The following is a 19,235-nucleotide window of genomic DNA, read 5'->3' as shown; positions in this document are numbered from 1 at the left end:
GCATCATCCCTCCCATGAGCGTTCCCCGATCATCCCAGGTCGACGGTCGACGGTCGGCGAGAGGCGCACGGTCACCCAGGCGATGGCGGGGATCCGGAGCGAGAGGACGCCGTCGGTCAGCGCTACGGCGAGGGGCCGCGGAGTGACGGTGTCGGGGAGCTCCGCCGAGTTCGTCGCGAAGGGGTCCTCGTGTCGGAGGATCAGTGCCTCTGTCACCGTGAGGGTGGGGAACGACGTGAGGTCGACCGTGGTGTCCGTGACGCCGTCGGTCGCGCGGTTGACGATCATCAGGTCGAGCGAGCCGTCGGCGTGCGCCGCTGCGGCGAAGGCGAGGACGGGAGCGGAGTCATCGCCCGCTCCCGTGCTGTCCGCCTCGACGACGGTCCGGAGCGCGGTGGCGCCGGCGGAGCGCCGTGCCTGGGCGAACGGCCAGAAGGTGCTCTGCCGCCAGGCGGGGCCGTCCGGCTCGGTCATGATCGGACCGATGACGTTCACCAGCTGAGCCATGCTCGCTGCCCGGACGATGTCGGCTCTGTTGATCATGCTGATGAGCATGTCGCCCACGACGACGGCGTCCGCTGCCGTGTAGCGGTCCTCGAGGAGTCGGGGCGCCTCCTCCCATTCGAGCCCTCCGGCGACTCGTTCATCGTGTGCGACGAAGTCCCACACGTTCCACTCGTCGAAGGAGATGGCGATCGGACGCTCTGATCGCCTCTGTGCTCGGACCTGTCCGATCGTGTCGGCGATGGCGGTGATGAAGCGGTCCATGGCGACGCCGGAGGCGAGGAACGCGGAGAGGTCGCCGTCGTAGCGGAAGTACTGGTGGCACGAGACGAAGTCGACGTGCTCGACCGTGTGCAGCAGCACCTCCTGCTCCCAGGCTCCGAAGGTGGCCATCCGGTCGTTCGAGCTGCCGCAGACGATCAGTTCGAGGTCGGGGTCGAGTGCGCGCATGGCGGCGGCGGTGCGGGCGGCGAGACGCCCGTACTCGCCGGCGCTGAGATGGCCGATCTGCCACGGCCCGTCCATCTCGTTGCCGATACACCAGAGCCGGATGTCGTGCGCCTCGTCGGCGCCGTTCGCGCGCCGCTCGTCCGAGAGCGTCGTGCCGCCGGGGTGGTTCGCGTACTCCAGCAGGTGCAGGGCCGAGCGGATTCCGTCGGTCCCGAGATTCAGCGCCATCATCGGCTCGACGCGCGCCGCCCGGCACCAGCGGACGAACTCGTCGATCCCGAAGCGATTCGGCTCGACGGTGTGCCAGGCCGGATCGAGCCGGACGGGACGATTCTCGACCGGACCGATGCCGTCGCGCCAGTCGTACGCCGAGACGAAGTTGCCGCCCGGGTAGCGGACGGTCGTGACTCCGAGCTCCTCGACGAGCGCGAGGACGTCGGTGCGGAATCCGTCGGCGTCGGCGCTCTCGTGCGAAGGATCGAGCAAGCCGCCGTAGACGCCTCGGCCCAGGTGCTCCACGAACGATCCGAAGAGCCGCGAATCGATCGTCCCGACCGTGAAGGCGGGGTGCACGATGCCGTGCGCTCGGTGGACGGGGTGCGAGGTCATGGCCGTTCCGTTTCATCGATGAACTGGTGCGCACAGTATGCACGCCTCGACCAGCGCACCGCGATATGACCGGGTGAATCGCGGATATTGACGGAGGCGGCCCGGCGGCTCTACTATCGCCGACAGCGGTCCTCGATTTCATCGATGAAATGCCTGGCACCAGGTGGCCGAGTCAATGAAGACAGTGAAAGCGAGGCACGTCGTGAGGCGTCACAGCACCCGGATCAGCATCGTCGCAGCGGTCACAGCCGCGACTGCGGCCCTTCTTCTCAGCGGCTGCACGCCGTCGTCCGCGGGAGGCGCCTCGGCCGGGAACGGCGGCGACACCTTGACCGTCTGGCACTACTACTCCGTCGACGGCCAGACCGCCGGACTCGAGGAGCTCGCGTCGGACTTCGAATCGACGCACGAGGGGGTCGCGGTCGAGAACGTCTACGTTCCGTTCGACCAGCTGACGAACAAGCTCGTGCAGGCCGCGGGAACGGGCACCGGCCCCGATGTGGTCGTCTACAACGCCGCCGATACCTTCACCCTCACCGAGGCGAAGGCCATCGAGCCGATGAACGAGTGGTGGGACCAGTACGCCGACGCCGGGCAGTTCCCCGACGCCGTCGTGCAGAAGGTCGGCGACGACGTCATGGGCGTGCAGGGCTTCGTGAACCTGATCGGCCTCTGGTACAACCAGGACATCCTCACCGAGCTGGGCGTGCAGCCCCCGACCACCTTCGACGAGCTCGAGGCCGACCTGGCCCTCGCGAAGGCAGCCGGCAAGGACGGGATCACCCTGACCGGCAAGGCGAACTCCGAGGGCGAGTGGCAGGCGTTCCCGTGGCTCTCGCGGGCAGGCTGGGACTACACGACCCCCGAGCAGGAGCCCCTCGAGGACGCCTTCGGGATGGTCCAGGACTGGACCGCGAAGGGGTACCTCACCAAGGAAGCGGCGACCTGGGACCAGACGGTCCCCTTCCAGCAGTTCGAGGCCGGCAACACGGCCTTCGCGGTGAACGGCAACTGGCAGATCGCCTCCGCGAAGAAGGACGCATCCTTCGAGTACGGCGTCGTCCCGATCCCGGTCGGCGACAAGGGCTCCGTGTATCTCGGCGGCGAGGTGCAGAACGTCGGCGCGTTCTCCAAGAACAAGGAGCTCGCGCAGGAGTACCTCGAGCAGGAGTTCTTCTCGAAGAAGGGCCAGCTGACGCTGCTCGACGCATTCGGATCCATTCCGTCGCGAGCGGACGCCGCCGCGGACGAGAAGGTCGGGAGCGATCCGGTCCTCTCGCAGTTCGCGACGATCCTGCAGGACAACGGTCACACCTCCCCCGACCCCGCGATCCCCTCGGAGAACGTCGCGAAGGTCCTGCAGACGGTCGGTGAATCGTGGAGTGCCGCCGTGGCGGGCAACGGGTCACCCGAACAGCTCTCGAGCGATCTGATGACCACCCTCACCCCGCTGCTCGCGCAGTAGTCCCTCACCACCGACGAACGGAGCGACCGTGAGCAGCACCTCGACCACGACCCGGAGACGATCCGGTGTCGGCGGCGGCCGATTGGGCTTCGCCGCACCGGGAGGAGTGCTGCTCGCGGCGCTGTCGCTCTACCCCATCTACCTGCTGATGAGGATGAGCGTCAGCGAGGTCAGCTCCGGAACCCTCAACGGGGACTGGCCGTTCGTCGGAGTGCAGAACTTCCTCGCGCTGCTCCAGGGCTCCGACCTCGGCGGCGCCACGCTGCGCACCGGGGCCTTCGTGGTCCTGGTCACGGTCGTCGGGGTCGTCGGAGGACTCGGAGCGGCGATCGCCCTCCGTTCCTCCCGGCTGGGCAGTGCCTTCCTCCTGGGGATGATGGTGTTCATCTGGGCCATGCCGCCCGTGGTGAACGGCAGCATCTGGAAGTTCCTCCTCGCCGATCAGGGTCTGGTCAACACGCTCGTGCGGGCGACCGGCCTCTCGGCGGAGGGCGTCCCCTTCCTCTACGACGCGAGGTTCGCGCTGCTCTCGGTCGCGATCGTGAACGCCTGGGCCGTCATCCCCTTCAATGCGCTGGTCTTCCGGTCGGCTCTGCTGGGCATCGACCCCGAGATCCTCGAGGCGGCCTCGGTCGACGGCGCGAGCCGCTGGCAGGAGATCCGGAGCATCCTCATCCCCGCGGCGCGGCCGACCGCCGTCATCCTGGCGATCCTGACCGTCGTCTACGCCTTCCGCAGCTTCGACTTCATCTACGTGATGACCGCCGGCGGCCCCGGAGACGCGACGTCCACGCTGCCCTACCTCAGCTACTCCCAGGCCTTCGTCCAGCACGACTACGGACTTGGTTCCGCGACGGGCATCATCGCCCTCGCCATCGTGGCGGTCCTCGCCGTCGTCTACGTCCGATCGACCAGGAGCGAGTCCTGATGAGCACCCTCACCGCCCCCCTGACCCGCCTGCGAGGCGGCGCTGCGACCCGCGTCGCGCGACCGTCCCGCACCCGGGAGCCGGTCGCCTTCACCGTACGCGTGGTGCTCTACGTCCTGTACGGGCTGCCCCTTGTCTGGATCGTGCTCACCTCCCTCAAGCGCCAGGGCGACGTGGTCGGCGGAGCGATCCTCTCGGCGCCCTCCTTCGACGCCTATGCGGAGGCGCTCGCGAACCCCGCCCTCGCGACGGCGCTCGCCCAGTCGGCGCAGATCGCCCTCGGGACCACTGCACTGGTGCTCGCGCTCGGCGTCCCGTTCGCCTACGCGCTGCGCCGCGTCGACGGCGTCGTCGCCGGTCTCGTCCTCGGGCTGCTGATCTTCCTGCAGATGGTGCCGCAGACGGCGAGCATCATCCCTCTGTTCGCGATCTTCAGCAGGCTCGGTCTTCTGGACACCACCGCCGGTCTCGTCCTCGCCGATACGGCGATGTTGCTGCCGTGGGCCGTGCTGCTGCTGCGACCGTTCTTCGCCGCGGTGCCCGACGCCATCGAAGAGGCCGCCTCCATCGACGGGGCCGGTCGGCTGCGCACCTTCTTCGCCGTCGTCGTCCCGATCGTTCGAAACGGCATGGCGACGGTCGGCTCGCTGATCTTCCTCGTCGCCTGGGGCGAGTTCCTCTTCGCGATCAACCTCTTCCTCTCTCCGGTCAACTACCCGATCAGCGCTCTCATCGCGCAGCAGACGTCGGGGTACGGGATCGACTGGCCCGGGCTGATGGCTCTCGCGGTCATCTCCTCGCTGCCGCTGCTGGCCGTCTACGTGCTGTCGTTCCGGCTGCTGCGTGAGGGCCTCGCCGTCGGCAGCGTCAAGTAGCAGTCGTCCTTCCTCTCGTCCCGCGCCACTCGTGAAAGATCCCGTCATGACCTTCTCCCCAGCCCTGCCCGTTGACCCGGCCGCCGGGACCCTGACACCCCTCGCCATCGACCGGGTCCAGCTGGACCCGGAGGGGTTCTGGGGACGTCGGGTCGCCGTCAACGCGACCGCCACCTTCGAGCACAACCTCGGCTGGCTGGAGCGCGCCGGATGGCTGCGCAATTTCGAGCTCGCCGTCGGGGGCGGACTCGCCGAAGGCCGTCGCGGACGCGAGTTCGCCGACTCCGAGGTCTACAAGACCCTCGAAGGGCTCTGCTGGCACACCGCCGGACGTGAGGACCCGGAGACCGAATCGATCATCCGCGCTCTCACCGCCCGCATCGTCAGTGCGCAGGAGAGCGACGGCTATCTCGGCACCCGCTTCGGCCGGCACGGTCAGGCTGAGCGTTACAGCGACCTCGAGTGGGGCCATGAGCTGTACAACGCCGGACACCTCCTCCAGGCCGCGGTCGCGCGACTGCGCACCCACGGTGAGGACGGGTTCACGCAGGCCGCGCGCCGTCTCGCCGACCACATCTGCTCGGAGTTCGGGGCGGACGGCCGCCAGACGGTCTGCGGACATCCGGAGATCGAGGTCGCGCTCACGGAGTTCGCCCGCGCCACGGGGGAGGAGCGCTACCTCGAGCAAGCCCGCGTGTTCTTGGACCGCCGCGGTCACCAGAGCCTGGAAGACGTCGAGTTCGGTCGCGCCTACTTCCAGGACGACGTCCCGATCCGCGAGGCCAAGGTCCTCCGCGGACACGCGGTGCGCGCCCTCTACCTCACGTCCGCGGTGGTCGACGTCGCCGTGGACACTGATGACGCCGAGCTGCTCGCGATCGTCGAGCGGCAGTGGGAGGCCACAGTCGCACGCCGGACCTACATCACCGGTGGAATGGGCTCGCATCACCAGGACGAAGCGTTCGGCGCCGACTTCGAGCTACCCAACGACCGCGCGTACTGCGAGACCTGCGCCGGCGTGGGCTCGATCATGCTCTCGTGGAGGTTGCTGCTCGCCACCGGCCGCCCGCGCTACGCGGACCTGATCGAACGCACTCTGCACAACATCATCGCCACCGCCGTGTCCGAGGACGGCCGCTCCTTCTTCTACGCGAACACCCTCCACCGGCGCGAGCCGGGCGTCGCGTCCTCCCCGGAGGAGCAGTCCAAGCGCGCGGACTCCAGTCAGCGGGCGGCGTGGTTCGACGTCGCCTGCTGCCCCAACAACCTCGCCCGCACCTTCGCCTCGCTGTCCGGCTACCTCGCCACCACCGATGCGAAGGGTGTGCAGCTGCACCAGTACGCGTCCGCCACGATCTCCGCCGCTCTCCTCCAGGGAGACGTCTCGATGGAGGTCTCCAGCGACCTGCCGGAGCGGGGGCGAGTCGCCGTGACCATCACGCGCACACCCGTCGAGCCGTGGACTCTGACGCTGCGGATCCCGACCTGGGCGACGAACGCGGACGTCGTCGTCGTCTCCGCCGACGGGGATGCTGCCGAGACGCCGACCGGACCGTTCCACGGCACGCTCCACTTCGAACGGCGTTTCCGCGTCGGCGACCGGATCGAACTCGACCTCCCCTTCGAACCCGTCCTCGTGCAGCCCGACGAGAGGATCGATGCCACCCGCGGCACCGTCGCCGTCCAGCACGGACCGGACATCCTCTGCCTCGAGTCCGTCGACCTCCCCGCCGGCGCCCACGTCGACGACATCGCCCTGGACGCCGGAGCGGTCCCGATCGCACGAGAGGGGCGTGTGACGCTCGCCGGCAGCGTCGCCGAACGCGACGAGCACGAATGGCCCTTCTCCAGAATCCCTCGAACCCCGCACCGACGGCCGTTGACCGTGGCGCTCACCCCGTACCGGTCGTGGGGATCCCGAGGTCCCGTGTCGATGCGCATCTGGCTTCCCGTGAACCACTCCTGATTCCCGGGCGAGCTCCCACCGCCGGGCGGATCCTCGCTCCTCTGCGGCGGCCGCCGGTCACCGCATCCGCACTTCGACGAAGAAGGCAGGACATGTCCCTCCTCTCACGCAGAGCCTCTCGGCTGCTCGCGGCACTCACGATCGGCGTCATCGCCGCAGCAGGATCGGTGGTGGTCGGCCAGACCGCCGACGCCGCCACCAGCTACCCCTACACGCTCGCCTCCGACAAGATCCGCGCGAGCTTCGCCGCGGACGGGTCGATGCAGTCGCTCAAGATCGTCGGCGACCTACACGACACCGAATACCTGATGAACCCGGACAGCGCTCCGGAGCAGGCCCGCGAGACGAACAGCAAGTACCGCCAGTGGTTCGGGAACCTGATGTTCTCCTACGCGAACGGCACGGGAGCAGTGTCGACCACCGGTGTCGGCGCGAACCCCTGGAAGACCGCGTGGACCTCCCAGTCGGCCGACGGCCGCACCGTCTCGGCGACGTCGAGCAGTGTGACGGTCACCCACCAGAACTCCACCAACGCGGAAGGCGTGAAGGGCTTCACCGTCACCGAGACGTACTCTCTCGCCTCCGACGGCTCCCTGGTCTGGAAGCAGGACGTCAAGAACACCGCGGCCACGCAGCTCGTCATCGGCGACTGGGGTGTCCCCGTTCCCGGCAACGAGCTATGGAGGCAGGGCGACTCGATCTACGAGACCCGGGTCCTCACACACTCCTACGTGGGTAAGAACGGCTCCTACGTCACTCTCGAGCGTCCCAGCGGCCAGGGCCCGTTCATCGCCATGACCGCCGACACCGCATCCGGCTCCGGCTTCGAGTACCAGGACCGCTGGCGCACCGAGGAAGTCGGCAACACCTCCTGGGCCTGGAACTCGGCGAACGAGAGCTCGAACATCAAGGGCCTCAACATCTACTACCCGCACTCCACCGCGATCCAGAAGACCAACCGCGGCTACCTCAGCTCCACCAGTGTCGCCATCGCGCCGGGCGCGACGAAGAGCTACACCTATCGCATCGGCAAGGTCGATGACGACGCAGCACTCAAGCAGACGATGTTCGATCGAGGGCTGCTCGACACCACGGTCGTCCCCGGACTCATCGTGCCCATCGACCGGCGCGCAGAGATGGCGTTCCGGATCAAGGGCACCATCACGTCAGTCACCGCGCGCAACCGCAACGACCTCAAGGGGTCAGCGCCCACGAACCCCGTCGTGACGTTCTCCCGGAGCAACGGCGACTACCGGATCTACGGGATGACCTTCGACCGCACGCAGCTGGGCGCCAACGACGTCACCGTCTCGTACACGGACCAGACCGGCGCCGCGCGGCAGTCCGTCCTCCAGTTCTCCGTGATCGACAGTGTCGCGGGACTCCTCGACACGCATGCGAAGTTCATGGTCGAGAAGACCCAGTGGAAGCCGTCCGACGGACTCTCCGCGAGCGACATCCGCAACTACACCTTCGACGACTGGATGATGAACGCCCCCGACGGCAGCCTCGCCACCACGACGAACGCCCCTCAGGGCCGCCGCAACGAGTACGCCGGCTACTACGGGCTCGGCGACGACTGGGGACTCCCGCACGGCCAGTTCCTCGCGGAGAAGCTCGTCGCCCTGCCCGACGCCACCCAGATCAAGGCCCTCGACGACTACCTCCAGAAGGCCGTCTGGGAGAACCTGATGGGGAACACGTCGCCCAGCGCCGCGCCGAAGTACACCGTCTACGACTTCTGGGAGCAGGGGAAGCCCGGCAGCCTGAACACCACGCCCGGCTACCGCGGCTACGCCTACCCGCACGTCTACAACACGTTCTTCGGCATGTACAACATCGCCAAGCAGAACCCCTCCGCGATCGCCTACGCCCACCCCGCTCAGTGGTACCTGACGACGGCCTACGGGATCTTCAAGGAGCTCTACGAGGGACCCGTCGCCTACAACTGGGAGACCGGACTCATGGGTGAGCTCTCGACACCCGATCTCATCGCCGCATTGCGCGCCGAGGGACTGGACACGCAGGCCAACGACATCGAAGCGAAGATGGCGATCAAGTACGCCAACTTCTCCTCCAACGCCTACCCCTACGGCTCCGAGTACAGCTACGACAACACGGGGGAGGAGGCGGTCTACACCCTCGCCAAGCTCAATGTGAACGACGACAAGACGAACGCCCTGCGCGTCATGCGCGACATCGTCGCCAAGACGGAGGCCGCCCGCGGACGCATGCCCGTCTGGTACTGGTACTCCGACCCCACCACCATCACGGGCGAGAACTGGTGGCAGTTCCAGTACAGCGCCTCCCTCGCCGGCTACACGATGGACGACTACATCAACCACACCGCAGCACTCGAGACCGGAACCACGGCCATCACCGCCGCGCGCCGCGCCGAGCTGCAGCGCCTGAACTACGCCGGCAAGGTCGCAGGACTCGCGACCATCAACTCCGGCCAGATCAGCAACGCGCCGGCCAACATCGGAGCCGCATCGTGGTCGTACCAGGCCGAGCGCGGCAACCTCGGCACCCTCGGGGTCGGCGGAGGCGCGAACGTCAAGCTGAACAACGGCTGGCGGGGCATGACCGGCGAGAGCGATCTCGGACTGTGGGGCACCCTGCAGACCCTCAGCGCCGACGTCGTCACCGATGACCCGATCTTCGGAGTCGTCGGATACGGAGCGGACGTCTCGCGGGACGCCTACTCCACCACCGTCATCCCGAAGGACGGCCTGCAGCGCCGCCTCAACCTGGTGACCCAGCAGCTGTCGGTCGACCTCGAGAACGACGCCTACTCGCAGGCGATCGTCGGCTCGAACAGCGCCGACCTGCGCCTGGACATGCTCAACCGCACCGGCACCGCACACTCCGGCATCGCGGAGGTCAGCGGCCTCGCGCAGGGCAGCTACGCGGTCATCGTGAACGGCGTGCGCCAGCGCACCGTCAACGTCTACCGGCCCGCCTCTCTCGCGGGAACGCTTCCCGCGCCGGTCCGCGTCCCGTTCGATGCGCCCGCCGGCAGCACGTACATCGTCCACCTGGTCTCGACCGCCCCGGGCGCGAATGCGGCGCCGACCGTCAACGCCGGACCCGACCAGGCCGGGCTGTCCCTCGGACTCGATCCGATCCAGCTCAGCGGATCCGCCTCCGACGACGGACTCGGCTCGCCGAACGGAACCCTGACGACGCAGTGGAGCGTGCAGTCTGCTCCTGCCGGTGCCACCGCGACCTTCGCGTCGCCGACTGCTCGCCGCACGTCTGCGTCGGTGAGTACCGCCGGCAGCTACGTGTTCGCACTCCGGGCAAGCGACGGCGTCCTTGCGACCACCGACACGGTGTCCGTGACCGTTCAAGCCCTGCAGCCGCTCCCGGCCGACTGGGTGACCTACACCTTCGACTCATCGTCGAACGGCACCGTCCCCGACGCCTCCGGCAACGGCAACGCGCTCGCGCTCAAGGGGACGGCGGCAACCTCCACCGACGGCACGGCGAGCGTGCTGCGGCTGAACGGAAGCGACGGGGCCTTCGCCCAGCTGCCGTCGGACATCCTGTCACGCTCGAAGGACCTGACCATCTCGATGAGGGTGAAGGTCGATTCGATCTCCACCTTCAGCCGGCTGTTCGACTTCGGCAGCAGCACCCAGAAGTACGTGTTCCTCACGCCGAAGTCGACTGACGGGAAGCTAGGGCTCGCCCTCACGACCTCCGGTAATGGAGCGGAGACACGGATCTCGACGAACTTCACGATGCCCGCTGGGCAGTGGACCGACATCAAGGTGACCTTCAAGGCGAATACGAACGGCACGACGACGGGAACGATCTTCGCCAACGGAGTGCAGGTCGGGCAGAACACCGCCATGCCGCTCGCTCCGAAGGACCTAGGCCGCACCAGCGGCAACTTCCTCGGCAAGTCGCAGTTCCCCGACCCGTACCTCGCCGGCAGCTTCGACAGCTTCGAGATCGACGGAGTCGTGCGCTAACGACACCCGAAAGACCAGCGCTGAACCGCTCGTCGCCCCCTCCTCACGCGGCGACGAGCGGTTCAGCACCTCTTCCCGCGCACAACTTCTGCGCATCAGCCCTCGCCCGCCGGCGCCACCGAGGGGCGAGCTGGTTGAGGTTGCTCGAGACGTACCCGATCGTGCTGCGGATGTTCATCAGATCCGCGGCAACTGACTCGAACTCCGCGTCCGTGATGACCGCGTCCTCGGCCGTCGCGGACTCGAACGGGGAAGTGCGACGCCCTCAGTGGGTCGAGCAGGCTGTCGCCGGCGACTACTCGCCGTCCTTCGCCCTCGCGCTGATGCAGAAGGACGCGGGGCTGATCCAGGCCTACGCGGACAGCGTCGGTGCGCCCGTCCCCGGCGTCGCGACGGCCCGCCACTACATCGACGAGGCGATGGCCGCCGGCTTCGGCGGGGAGAACGCCTCGGCGCTGATCAAGGCGATCGCCGCGGAGGCCGACGTCGACCTGACCCGGCGCTGACCCTCCGCCCCGGGGTGCCCCTGCCCGGCCGTGACGGCCGCCGCAGGGGCTCCCCGGCATCCTCTCCGTCCCGGCCGCGCCGCGTGCTTCACTGGAGGGATGACCACGCGTGACGACCACATCGCCGACTTCGCCGAGTTCCTGACCGCCTCCCCCTCCTCGTACCACGCGGCCGCCGAGGCGGCGCGGCGCCTCGAGGGAGCCGGATTCACGGGGCTGGACGAGACGCAGGCGTGGCCCGCGGAGCCCGGCCGGTACTACGTCGTCCGCGACGGCGCGATCATCGCCTGGCACCTGCCCGAGGGCTCCGGGGCGACCACGCCCTTCCGCATCCTGGGCGCCCACACCGACTCCCCCGGCTTCATGCTCAAGCCCCGGCCGACGATCGGCTCGAAGGGCTGGCTGCAGGCCGGCGTCGAGATCTACGGCGGCCCGCTGCTCAACTCCTGGCTCGACCGCGAGCTCGAGCTGGCCGGGCGCGTGGTCACCCGCGACGGCTCGACGCGCCTGCTCCGGACCGGCCCGCTGCTGCGCATCCCGCAGCTCGCGATCCACCTCGACCGCACGGCGAACGAGGGACTCACCCTCGACCGCCAGAAGCACACCGTCCCCGTGTTCGGCATCGGCGACGCCTCCGAGGTCGACCTGCTCCAGCTGCTCGCCGCGCACGCCGGGCTCGACGACGCCTCCGACATCGCCGGCTACGACCTGCTCACCGCCGACACGCAGGCGCCGCGCCGCTTCGGCCTCGACGAGATGTTCCTCGCCGCCGGGCGGATGGACGACCTCAGCTCCGTGCACGCCGGCCTCGTCGCGCTCCTCGCGGCGAGCGCCGATCCCGCGGCGCCGCCCGCGCACATCAGCGTGCTCGCCGCCTTCGACCACGAGGAGCTCGGCTCGGCGAGCCGGTCCGGAGCGAGCGGGCCGTTCCTCGAGGACGTCCTCTCGCGCATCGGCACGGCCCTCGGCGCCGGCGTCGACGAGCGCGCCCGGGCGATCGCCGCCTCCTGGTGCCTCTCGGCCGATGCGGGCCACTCGGTGCACCCCAACTACTCCGAGAAGCACGACCCGTCGAACCAGCCGGTCGCCGGGAAGGGGCCGCTGCTCAAGATCAACGCGACGCAGCGCTACGCGACGGATGCGCGCGGTGCGGCGCTGTGGGCGGGCGTCTGCGAGCGCGCCGGGGTCGGGTACCAGGAGTTCGTCTCGAACAACTCGGTGCCGTGCGGATCCACGATCGGCCCGCTGACCGCGACCCGGCTCGGCATCTCCACGGTCGACGTGGGAGTGCCGCTGCTCTCGATGCACTCGGCGCGCGAGCTCGCCCACGTGGACGACCTGGTCGCCCTGACCGCGGCGATCGAGGCGTTCTTCACTCCCTGAGCCGGGTCCGGCGCGACCGGGGCACCGCGGCCTGGCGCACCCGCCGGACGGACCCCCGGCTCCGCTCAGTCGCCGGGCGGCCGCCGGCGCTGCTGCTTCGTCTCGGAGCGCTGCTGCTTCGCGGCGAGCCGGCGGCGGGTGGAGCCGCGCGTGGGCCGGGTCGGGCGCCGCGGGGCGGAGGGAGGCGCGAGGGCCGCGGTGATGATCCCGCGGAGCAGCTCGAGGGCCGTCTCGCGGTTGCGCAGCTGCGAGCGCTCCTGCGCCACCGTGACGGTGACCGCCCCGGAGACGAGCCGCCTCCCGAGGCGCTCGAGCAGGCGCGAGCGCTGCTCGTCCGAGAGGGCCGTCGACTCCTCGACGCTCCAGGTGAGCTGCACGCGGCTGTCGGAGGTGTTCACGTGCTGCCCGCCGGGCCCGGAGGAGCGCGAGAACCGCCACTGCAGCTCCGATGCGGGGACGACGAGCCCCGGCCGCACCTCGAGATCCATGCGGCAAGCCTGGCACGCGCCCGCCTCCGAGCGGGAGCGCCGGCGATCCGCTCCCGGGTGCGGTGTCCTCTTGCGGACGTGTCCGCTACAGGCTCTTGTCCCCGCCGTGGTCACGTCCGGACACTGGAGAGGTGCCCGGGCGGGCGCATCGGCCGACTCCTCATGGCCACCCGAAGGCGTCGAGGGGTCGGCCGCACGGCTCGGTCCCGCGGGGGCTCAATCGCGCGGCACCGTCTCGGCGAGGTCGATCTCGCCGTCGTCCAGCGCTCCCGGCTCGAGCGCCTCCGGATCGACGAGCACCGACTCGCCGGCACCGGCGTCGCCGTCGCGGGTGCGCGAGTCCGCCGCCCACGCCGTGCCGAGCGCGAAGAGCGTCGCCACTCCGTAGTGCTCCATCGCGGCGGCCACGCGGCGGCGGCCGGTCCGAGGGTTCATGCCGAGCCGGTGCGACGCGGTCTCGAGCGTGACGCCCTGGCGCATCAGCCGGAGCAGCGGCAGCCAGCTCTGGTCGACGGCGCCGATCGGAGCGGCCTGCCGCCACAGGACCTCGAAGTACGACTCGACCAGCCCGGCCAGCGCCGCATGGCGCACGCCGAGCACGCTGGTCGGCTTCGTCTCGCCCCACTCGAACGGGACGGCGAGGTGGTCGCCGTCGACCCAGAACCAGCTCGGCGGGCTCTCGAGGAGCCGGTACTCGACGCCCGCCGCCTGGTACGCCTCCACCCGGGCGAGCACCCGCGGGTCGCGCGCGCCGGCGGCCGGCATGATGACGCGCACCCGGTCCTTCGCCGCGAGCGCGTGCCCGAAGCGGATCGCCCGCTCCGTCGGCGGGTCGAGGAAACGCTCCACGTTCGGGAGCACCGCCACGAGCGAGCCGGAGTCGCGGCGGACGAGGTCGAACCAGAGGTCCTCGGACGCGTGCGGACCGTGGCGGAGGAGGGTCGGCACGGGATCCGACGTGTCCTCGCCGACCCGCCAGGCGCCGAGCAGCATCGGCAGGCCCGCGACGACGCGCTCGATCCCGTCCAGGGACTCCCTGCCCGCCCGCCGCGCCGACTCGGTGTGCCGGGCGATGGCCGCGGCCGCCCACTCCATCGGCGCCGGGAAGTCGAGCTGCTCGCCCTCGCCGCCCATGAGCCCCCGGCCGCGGAGCCGCTCGATCGCCGCGGCGACCTCGGCCGCGTCGATGTGGGTCAGCTCCGCCGCGTCGGCCAGCGTCGCCGGCCGTCCCCGCAGCAGCGCAGCCAGGAGTCCGTCGTCGTCCATGCGTCTCCTTCGCCGTGGGCCGTCACCCGAGGGTGCCGTCTCCGCGGTCGAGGAGCAAGGGACGCGCGGCGGACGGCGGGGAGCGGCCAGGCGGGGGCGGCGGATGAACTCGTGACGAGCACGGACCTCGGCTCACCTGAGGAGACCAGCCGGAAGATCAGGGCCGTCCCTGGTTCTCCGTCTTGATGCCTCCCCAGGCCTACTGTTCTGCGACGTCCCGTACGCGACCGGACTCCGAGCCCTTGAGAGAGGAGACGTCTGGTCGACTTCAGACGCTCGGGCTCCCGTCGTCGAGGTCCTCGTGGTGGCGGTCGACGTATCCAGCCATGCCGGGGACCGTGAAGGCGATCTGGCCGTGCTCGGGTGAGTAGACCAGTCCTTTGCTGATGAGCGCGGCACGGTAGGGCCCGAGGCTGGTTGTCGGGATACCCATTCGCTGCGTGACGAGAGCGGTGGAGGAGGGTCCCTCACCGTCGGCTGCCATGGCGCGGAGCATTCGTCGCTCTGAGCGCGTGGCTCGCTGCCATCGTGAGCGGAAGAATCCGGCATCGAGCTGTTCGGTCCCGTACTGCACTGCTGCCGTGGCGTCGGCCAGAGTGACAAGACGACTGGAGAGGTTCCATGCGGCCTGCCCGTACTCCTGAATGAAGTACGGGTAGCCGCCTGCGGCTTCGAGGAGAATCTCGAGCGCATCGGGAGCGAACTCAGCGCCGAGCCGCTCCGCGGGCTCTCGGAGAGCGTGCGCCGCATCGTCGCGAGAGAAGGTGCCTATCTGTCGGTAGTTGAAGAGGCGCTCGGCGTACGAACGCGTCTCGGTGAGGACACGGGGGAGATTCGGGAGGCCGGCGGCGATGATGTAGAACGGCCACTCCCGCTGGTTCGCCGCATGCTGAGCGGCGATGAGCGCACCCATCGTCTCCGCATCGAGGTCCTGCATCTCATCGACGAACACACCGAAGGCACGACGACGCTCCCCCAGAGCGGTGGAAACGTCTTCGACGAGCTCGAGGAGGTCGACTTCAGCGTCGCCGGAGTCGGCACGTCCGTCGTTGAGTGCGACTCCGAGTTCGATCCCCGTTGCACCGACCTTCGCATTGAACGAGGAGATCGTGCCGAGTGCTTCTCGCATCAGCGCCGTCGGCTTCGAGCGGGTGAGCTTGCGAGCGGACACGACGAGCTCTCGAGCCAGGGCACGCCGTACGGCCCGCGCGCCGCCTTCATCCCGACGCGCCTCGAGGCGCACCGTGAGCCACTCGAACGACTCCGCCATGCGGTGCATCTCGTTCAACAGCACCGTCTTGCCGACGCCGCGGAGGCCCGTGAGGACGATGCCGCGATCGCTCATTCCATGCGTGACACGAGCGCGGATCGTGTCGAACGCTTCGAGCTCGCCAGTCCGACCAACGAGCTCGGGCGGCCGCCGACCGGATCCAGGGCTGTAGGGGTTCTGCTCAGGCAACATCTAGCCGATGATAGTCACCTCTAGCCGAAACCTAATTCGTCGCTATCGACTGCAATCGTCCGCGCCGGCGCCACGTGGTGGCGACCATGCGATGCTGCGAACCCCCGTTCCAGCTTCCCTTCGAGTCGCCGCCGGGCAGCGCATCGGACCCTGCACGCTGAAGGGCGAGCGCGAGCCATGTCCGCTCCGACCGAGGATCGGCTCGCGCCGTCGATCCGGGTTCGGCCGGGCGCATGCTGCTGCGGTCACTCGGACAGCAGCGGGATCGAGCGGCCCACGCGCCTGCCGTACTCGGCGATGGCGCGGCCGACGGGGAGCCGCTCGGCCTCGTAGCGCTGGAGCGCCTCGTCGACCGGGTGCCGCGCGAGGGAGCCGGCGAGGGCCAGCGCGTCGCCCGCCGCCTTGGCCGCGCCCATGGCCGTGTGCGGCCGCACCGTCACGGCGGCGTCACCGAGGAGGGCGACCCGGCCGCGGACCGTCCGCGGCGGGACGTAGTCGACGATCGCCTGCAGGAAGGGCTGCGGCTCGGCCAGGACGGCGGCCGCGAAGGCCGGCGGCAGGCGGTCGAGCGCGTCCTCCTCGAGCCGGCGGCGGAGATCGGGAGCGAGGTCGCCGGGCGCGAGGGACACGCTCTCCGGTGGACGGCCGGACGCCGTCATCACTCCGCGGAGGGCGTCCTCGGAGAGGGGCCGGTACCAGACCCAGTTGTAGCGCCGTCGGCCGGGCTCCACCTCGCCGGCTGGTCCGGGGACGAGGTAGCCGAGCATGTGCTCGCCGGGCGCGGTGTAGAAGGCGAAGCGTCCGAGCAGAGTCGCCGCGGCCTCGGCGGAGAGCGCCGACTCCGGGATCAGCCCGCGCCAGGTCGAGTAGCCGGCGTAGCGGTTCCCCGGCGCCTCGGGCGCGACCGCCGCGCGCATGACGGATCCGAGGCCGTCGGCTCCGATGACGACGTCGAACTCCAGGCCGCTCCCGTCGCGCAGCTCGACGACGACCGGGTCCGTCCCGGTCGAGGGGCGCACCCCGGCGACGGCGTGACCGAGGAGGTAGCGGTCGGCGGGGAGCCGCGAGCGGAGCGTGTCGTCGAGGTGGTCCCACGACACCTGCGTCTGCGGGGAGGGGTCGCGGCCGATCACGCGCCCGGAGCGGTCGAGGGTGATCCGCTCGTGCGCGACGACGCCGACCCGCGCCTCGTCGTCGCGGCCGATCGCGTGCAGGAGGTCGATCAGGTCCTGCTGGGCGACCAGCCCGGCGCCTCCCGCGACAGGCCCGTCGCCGACCGCTCGAGGACCGTCACGCGGTGCCCGTCGCGGACGAGCAGGGCCGCGGCGAACAGTCCGCCGATCGAGCCGCCGACGATCCCGACGTCGAGCGGGCGCACCGCTCCTCCTGCTGCCATGAGCGCGACCGTACCGGCGAGCGCGCGGCGCCCGTTCCTACAGACGGCGGAACAGCGCGGCCTCAGGTGCGGTCGTCCGCGCGCAGCGACCGGATCATGCCGCGGAGCAGGCGCGCCGCCGCCTGCCGCTCCTCCTCCGCGAGCCCCTCCAGCATCCGCAGCTCCACCCCGCGGACGGCGGAGGAGGCCTCGGCGAGGCTGCGGCGTCCGCGCTCGGTGAGCCGGGCGGGGAGCGCCTTGCCGACCGGAGCCGCGTCGGGGCGGGTGACGACGCCGTCGCGCTCCAGAGTCTGCAGCAGGACGTTCATCGACTGCCGGGTGACGAAGGCGCCCCGCGCGAGCTCCGAGTTCGAGAGGCCCGGCCGCTGGGCGAGGAGCTCGAGGCAGGAGTAGTGGGTGACCGTCATCCCGAGCGGGCGGAGCACCGCCTCCATCGCCGCGCGCAGGGCGCTCGAGGCCTCCTTGAGGAGGTAGCCGAGCGAGGTCTCGAGGTCGATGCCGTCTTGACTCATGTCAGTATTCTGACATACGCTCCAATGTGTCAGAAAGCTGACACAACCGAGGAGGAACCCCATGCCCGTCACCGGCCCCGACTTCGTCTCACTCCAGGTCCGCGACCTCGCGGCGTCCCAGGCGTTCTACGAGCAGTACCTCGGCCTGGTCCGCTCGCCCGCCGGCCCGCCGCACGCCGTCGTCTTCGCGACGACTCCGATCGCCTTCGCCCTGCGCGACCTCGCGCCCGGCACCGACCTCGACTCCGCCTCCCGCCCCGGTATGGGCGCCGCGATCTGGCTGCACGCGACCGGCGTGCAGGAGATCCACGACGCGCTCGACGCCGACGGGCACCCCGTCGTCGCGGCTCCCATCGACGGCCCGTTCGGGCGCACCTTCACCTTCGCCGACCCGGACGGCTACCACGTCACCCTGCACGACCGCGCCTGAGCGGGACGGTGCGGACCGCGCCTGAGCTGAGCGGGCAGAGCGGGACGGGACGGGGCAGAGCGCCTCAGCCCATCGCGCGCAGCTGGGCGGCGAAGAGGTGCAGCGAGCGGTCGACCTCGGGCAGCGCCGGCGTCCGATTGAGGTGCCCGTGGGGCATGCCGGCGGCCAGGTGCCCGGTCACGGCGACGCCCGCCTCCGCGAGCTGGCGCAGGAGCAGCTCCGCTGACCCCCGCAGCTCGTCGTACTCGTTCACGAGGACCGTGACCGGAGGCAGACCCGCCAGCGGCGCGGAGCCGGGCAGCGCCTCGACGGGGAGGTCGGAGATCCGCCCGAGGTAGGTGCGCACCATGCCCTCGATGCTCGACGGAGGGAAGCGGAGGACCGGCGGCAGCTCGCGCAGCTCGGCCGCGATCGCGTCGTCGACGGCGGGGTTGGGGAAGTGGGCGAAGGGGTAGGCCAGGAGCACGTGCTCCGGCAGCCGCGCACCGGCGTCGCGCTCGCGGAGGACCGCACCGAGGGCCAGGGCCGCTCCCGCGCTCGCGCCGCCCATCGCGACGGGTGTGGATCCGGACTCCGTGCTGCGGAGGTGCCGCCAGGCGGCGTGCACGTCGTCGAGCGGGACGGGGTAGCGGACGTCGGGGCCGGCGAGCCGGTAGTCGACGGAGACGACCCGGGCCCGCGCCCGGTGGGCGAGCTCCGCCGCGACGACGTGCGACTCGCGCATGTCGATGCTGCCGGCGGCGAACCCTCCTCCGTGCACCCAGAGCAGAGCGCGCTCGGGCGCGCCGGGCGAGTACACGCGCAGCGGGACCGGTCCGTGCGGGCCGGACGCGGTCTCCGTGACGACGTCGATCCCCTCGGGCAGCGACCAGGGCCCCGGATCCTCCTCGAACGCGGCCATGCGGGCGGCCTGCTCGGCGTCGAGCGGATACGCGAGGCCGGCCAGGAGGGGCAGCCGGGCGGCGAGGTACGGATCGAGCGGCATCGGCGCCTCCTGCGGGGTCGGGGTCGCGGA

General features: G+C 70.3%; 16 protein-coding genes. 8 read left to right on the top strand and 8 right to left on the bottom strand.

Features of this window, described 5'->3' with window-relative positions; translation table 11 throughout:
• Positions 1-3: 3 nt before the first annotated feature.
• Positions 4-1,563, bottom strand: a complete 1,560-nt coding sequence (locus C5C29_RS08995; protein ID WP_104225868.1) for an alpha-N-arabinofuranosidase — start codon at positions 1,561-1,563, stop codon at positions 4-6.
• A 202-nt stretch (positions 1,564-1,765) separates the two neighbouring features.
• On the opposite strand from C5C29_RS08995, the gene C5C29_RS08990 reads away from it, so the two are divergent.
• The 7 genes from C5C29_RS08990 (at position 1,766) to C5C29_RS08960 (ending at position 12,666) form a co-directional block, all read left to right on the top strand.
• On the top strand, positions 1,766-3,028 hold the full coding sequence (locus tag C5C29_RS08990) for an extracellular solute-binding protein (protein WP_181128807.1): 1,263 nt from the start codon (positions 1,766-1,768) through the stop codon (positions 3,026-3,028).
• A 28-nt stretch (positions 3,029-3,056) separates the two neighbouring features.
• Complete coding sequence (locus C5C29_RS08985) at positions 3,057-3,956, top strand: carbohydrate ABC transporter permease (RefSeq protein ID WP_104247247.1); 900 nt, start codon at positions 3,057-3,059, stop codon at positions 3,954-3,956.
• Entirely contained in the window at positions 3,956-4,831 is an 876-nt protein-coding gene (locus C5C29_RS08980) for a carbohydrate ABC transporter permease (RefSeq protein ID WP_104224039.1), read from the top strand. The genes C5C29_RS08985 and C5C29_RS08980 overlap by 1 nt, the downstream gene beginning before the upstream one ends.
• 46 nt (positions 4,832-4,877) lie before the next feature.
• Positions 4,878-6,797, top strand: a complete 1,920-nt coding sequence (locus C5C29_RS08975; RefSeq protein ID WP_104308285.1) for a glycoside hydrolase family 127 protein — start codon at positions 4,878-4,880, stop codon at positions 6,795-6,797.
• 92 nt (positions 6,798-6,889) lie between these two features.
• The gene (locus tag C5C29_RS08970; protein ID WP_104308284.1) at positions 6,890-10,777 is read left to right on the top strand and encodes a DUF5695 domain-containing protein; all 3,888 of its coding nucleotides are present in this window, start codon (positions 6,890-6,892) and stop codon (positions 10,775-10,777) included.
• Positions 10,778-10,911: 134 nt separating this feature from the next.
• A complete protein-coding gene (locus tag C5C29_RS08965; RefSeq protein WP_146083478.1) occupies positions 10,912-11,283 on the top strand; it encodes an NAD-binding protein in 372 nt (123 codons plus the stop codon).
• Positions 11,284-11,382: 99 nt separating this feature from the next.
• Positions 11,383-12,666, top strand: a complete 1,284-nt coding sequence (locus tag C5C29_RS08960) for a M18 family aminopeptidase (protein WP_104308282.1) — start codon at positions 11,383-11,385, stop codon at positions 12,664-12,666.
• Positions 12,667-12,731: 65 nt separating this feature from the next.
• On the opposite strand, the gene arfB is transcribed toward C5C29_RS08960, so the two are convergent.
• The 6 genes from arfB to C5C29_RS08935 all read right to left on the bottom strand — a co-directional run bounded on the left by arfB (position 12,732) and on the right by C5C29_RS08935 (position 17,790).
• Positions 12,732-13,154 carry an alternative ribosome rescue aminoacyl-tRNA hydrolase ArfB gene (gene arfB / locus C5C29_RS08955; RefSeq protein WP_104224044.1) on the bottom strand — a complete coding sequence of 141 codons (423 nt, stop codon included), beginning with the start codon at positions 13,152-13,154 and terminating at the stop codon, positions 12,732-12,734.
• A 216-nt stretch (positions 13,155-13,370) separates the two neighbouring features.
• A complete protein-coding gene (locus tag C5C29_RS08950; protein WP_104308281.1) occupies positions 13,371-14,420 on the bottom strand; it encodes a hypothetical protein in 1,050 nt (349 codons plus the stop codon).
• A 268-nt stretch (positions 14,421-14,688) separates the two neighbouring features.
• Complete coding sequence (locus tag C5C29_RS08945; protein WP_104225860.1) at positions 14,689-15,882, bottom strand: ATP-binding protein; 1,194 nt, start codon at positions 15,880-15,882, stop codon at positions 14,689-14,691.
• 245 nt (positions 15,883-16,127) lie between these two features.
• Positions 16,128-17,087, bottom strand: a complete 960-nt coding sequence (locus C5C29_RS08940; protein ID WP_258069484.1) for an FAD-dependent monooxygenase — start codon at positions 17,085-17,087, stop codon at positions 16,128-16,130.
• 17 nt (positions 17,088-17,104) lie between these two features.
• Positions 17,105-17,278 (bottom strand): NAD(P)-binding protein, encoded by a 174-nt coding sequence (locus C5C29_RS17335; RefSeq protein ID WP_219813779.1) that lies wholly within the window; start codon positions 17,276-17,278, stop codon positions 17,105-17,107.
• A gap of 62 nt (positions 17,279-17,340) precedes the next feature.
• A complete protein-coding gene (locus tag C5C29_RS08935) occupies positions 17,341-17,790 on the bottom strand; it encodes a MarR family winged helix-turn-helix transcriptional regulator (RefSeq protein WP_104269566.1) in 450 nt (149 codons plus the stop codon).
• 61 nt (positions 17,791-17,851) lie between these two features.
• On the opposite strand from C5C29_RS08935, the gene C5C29_RS08930 reads away from it, so the two are divergent.
• Positions 17,852-18,220: a VOC family protein gene (locus C5C29_RS08930; protein WP_104308280.1), complete on the top strand. Its 369-nt coding sequence runs from the start codon at positions 17,852-17,854 to the stop codon at positions 18,218-18,220.
• Between the two features lie 64 nt (positions 18,221-18,284).
• Here C5C29_RS08930 and C5C29_RS08925 read toward each other — a convergent pair whose 3' ends face one another.
• Complete coding sequence (locus tag C5C29_RS08925; protein WP_104308279.1) at positions 18,285-19,205, bottom strand: alpha/beta hydrolase fold domain-containing protein; 921 nt, start codon at positions 19,203-19,205, stop codon at positions 18,285-18,287.
• Positions 19,206-19,235 lie beyond the last annotated feature (30 nt).

Source organism: Rathayibacter sp. AY1H2 (assembly GCF_002931985.1).
GTDB lineage: Bacteria > Actinomycetota > Actinomycetes > Actinomycetales > Microbacteriaceae > Rathayibacter.
This window is presented reverse-complemented; position numbering and strand designations above follow the sequence as displayed.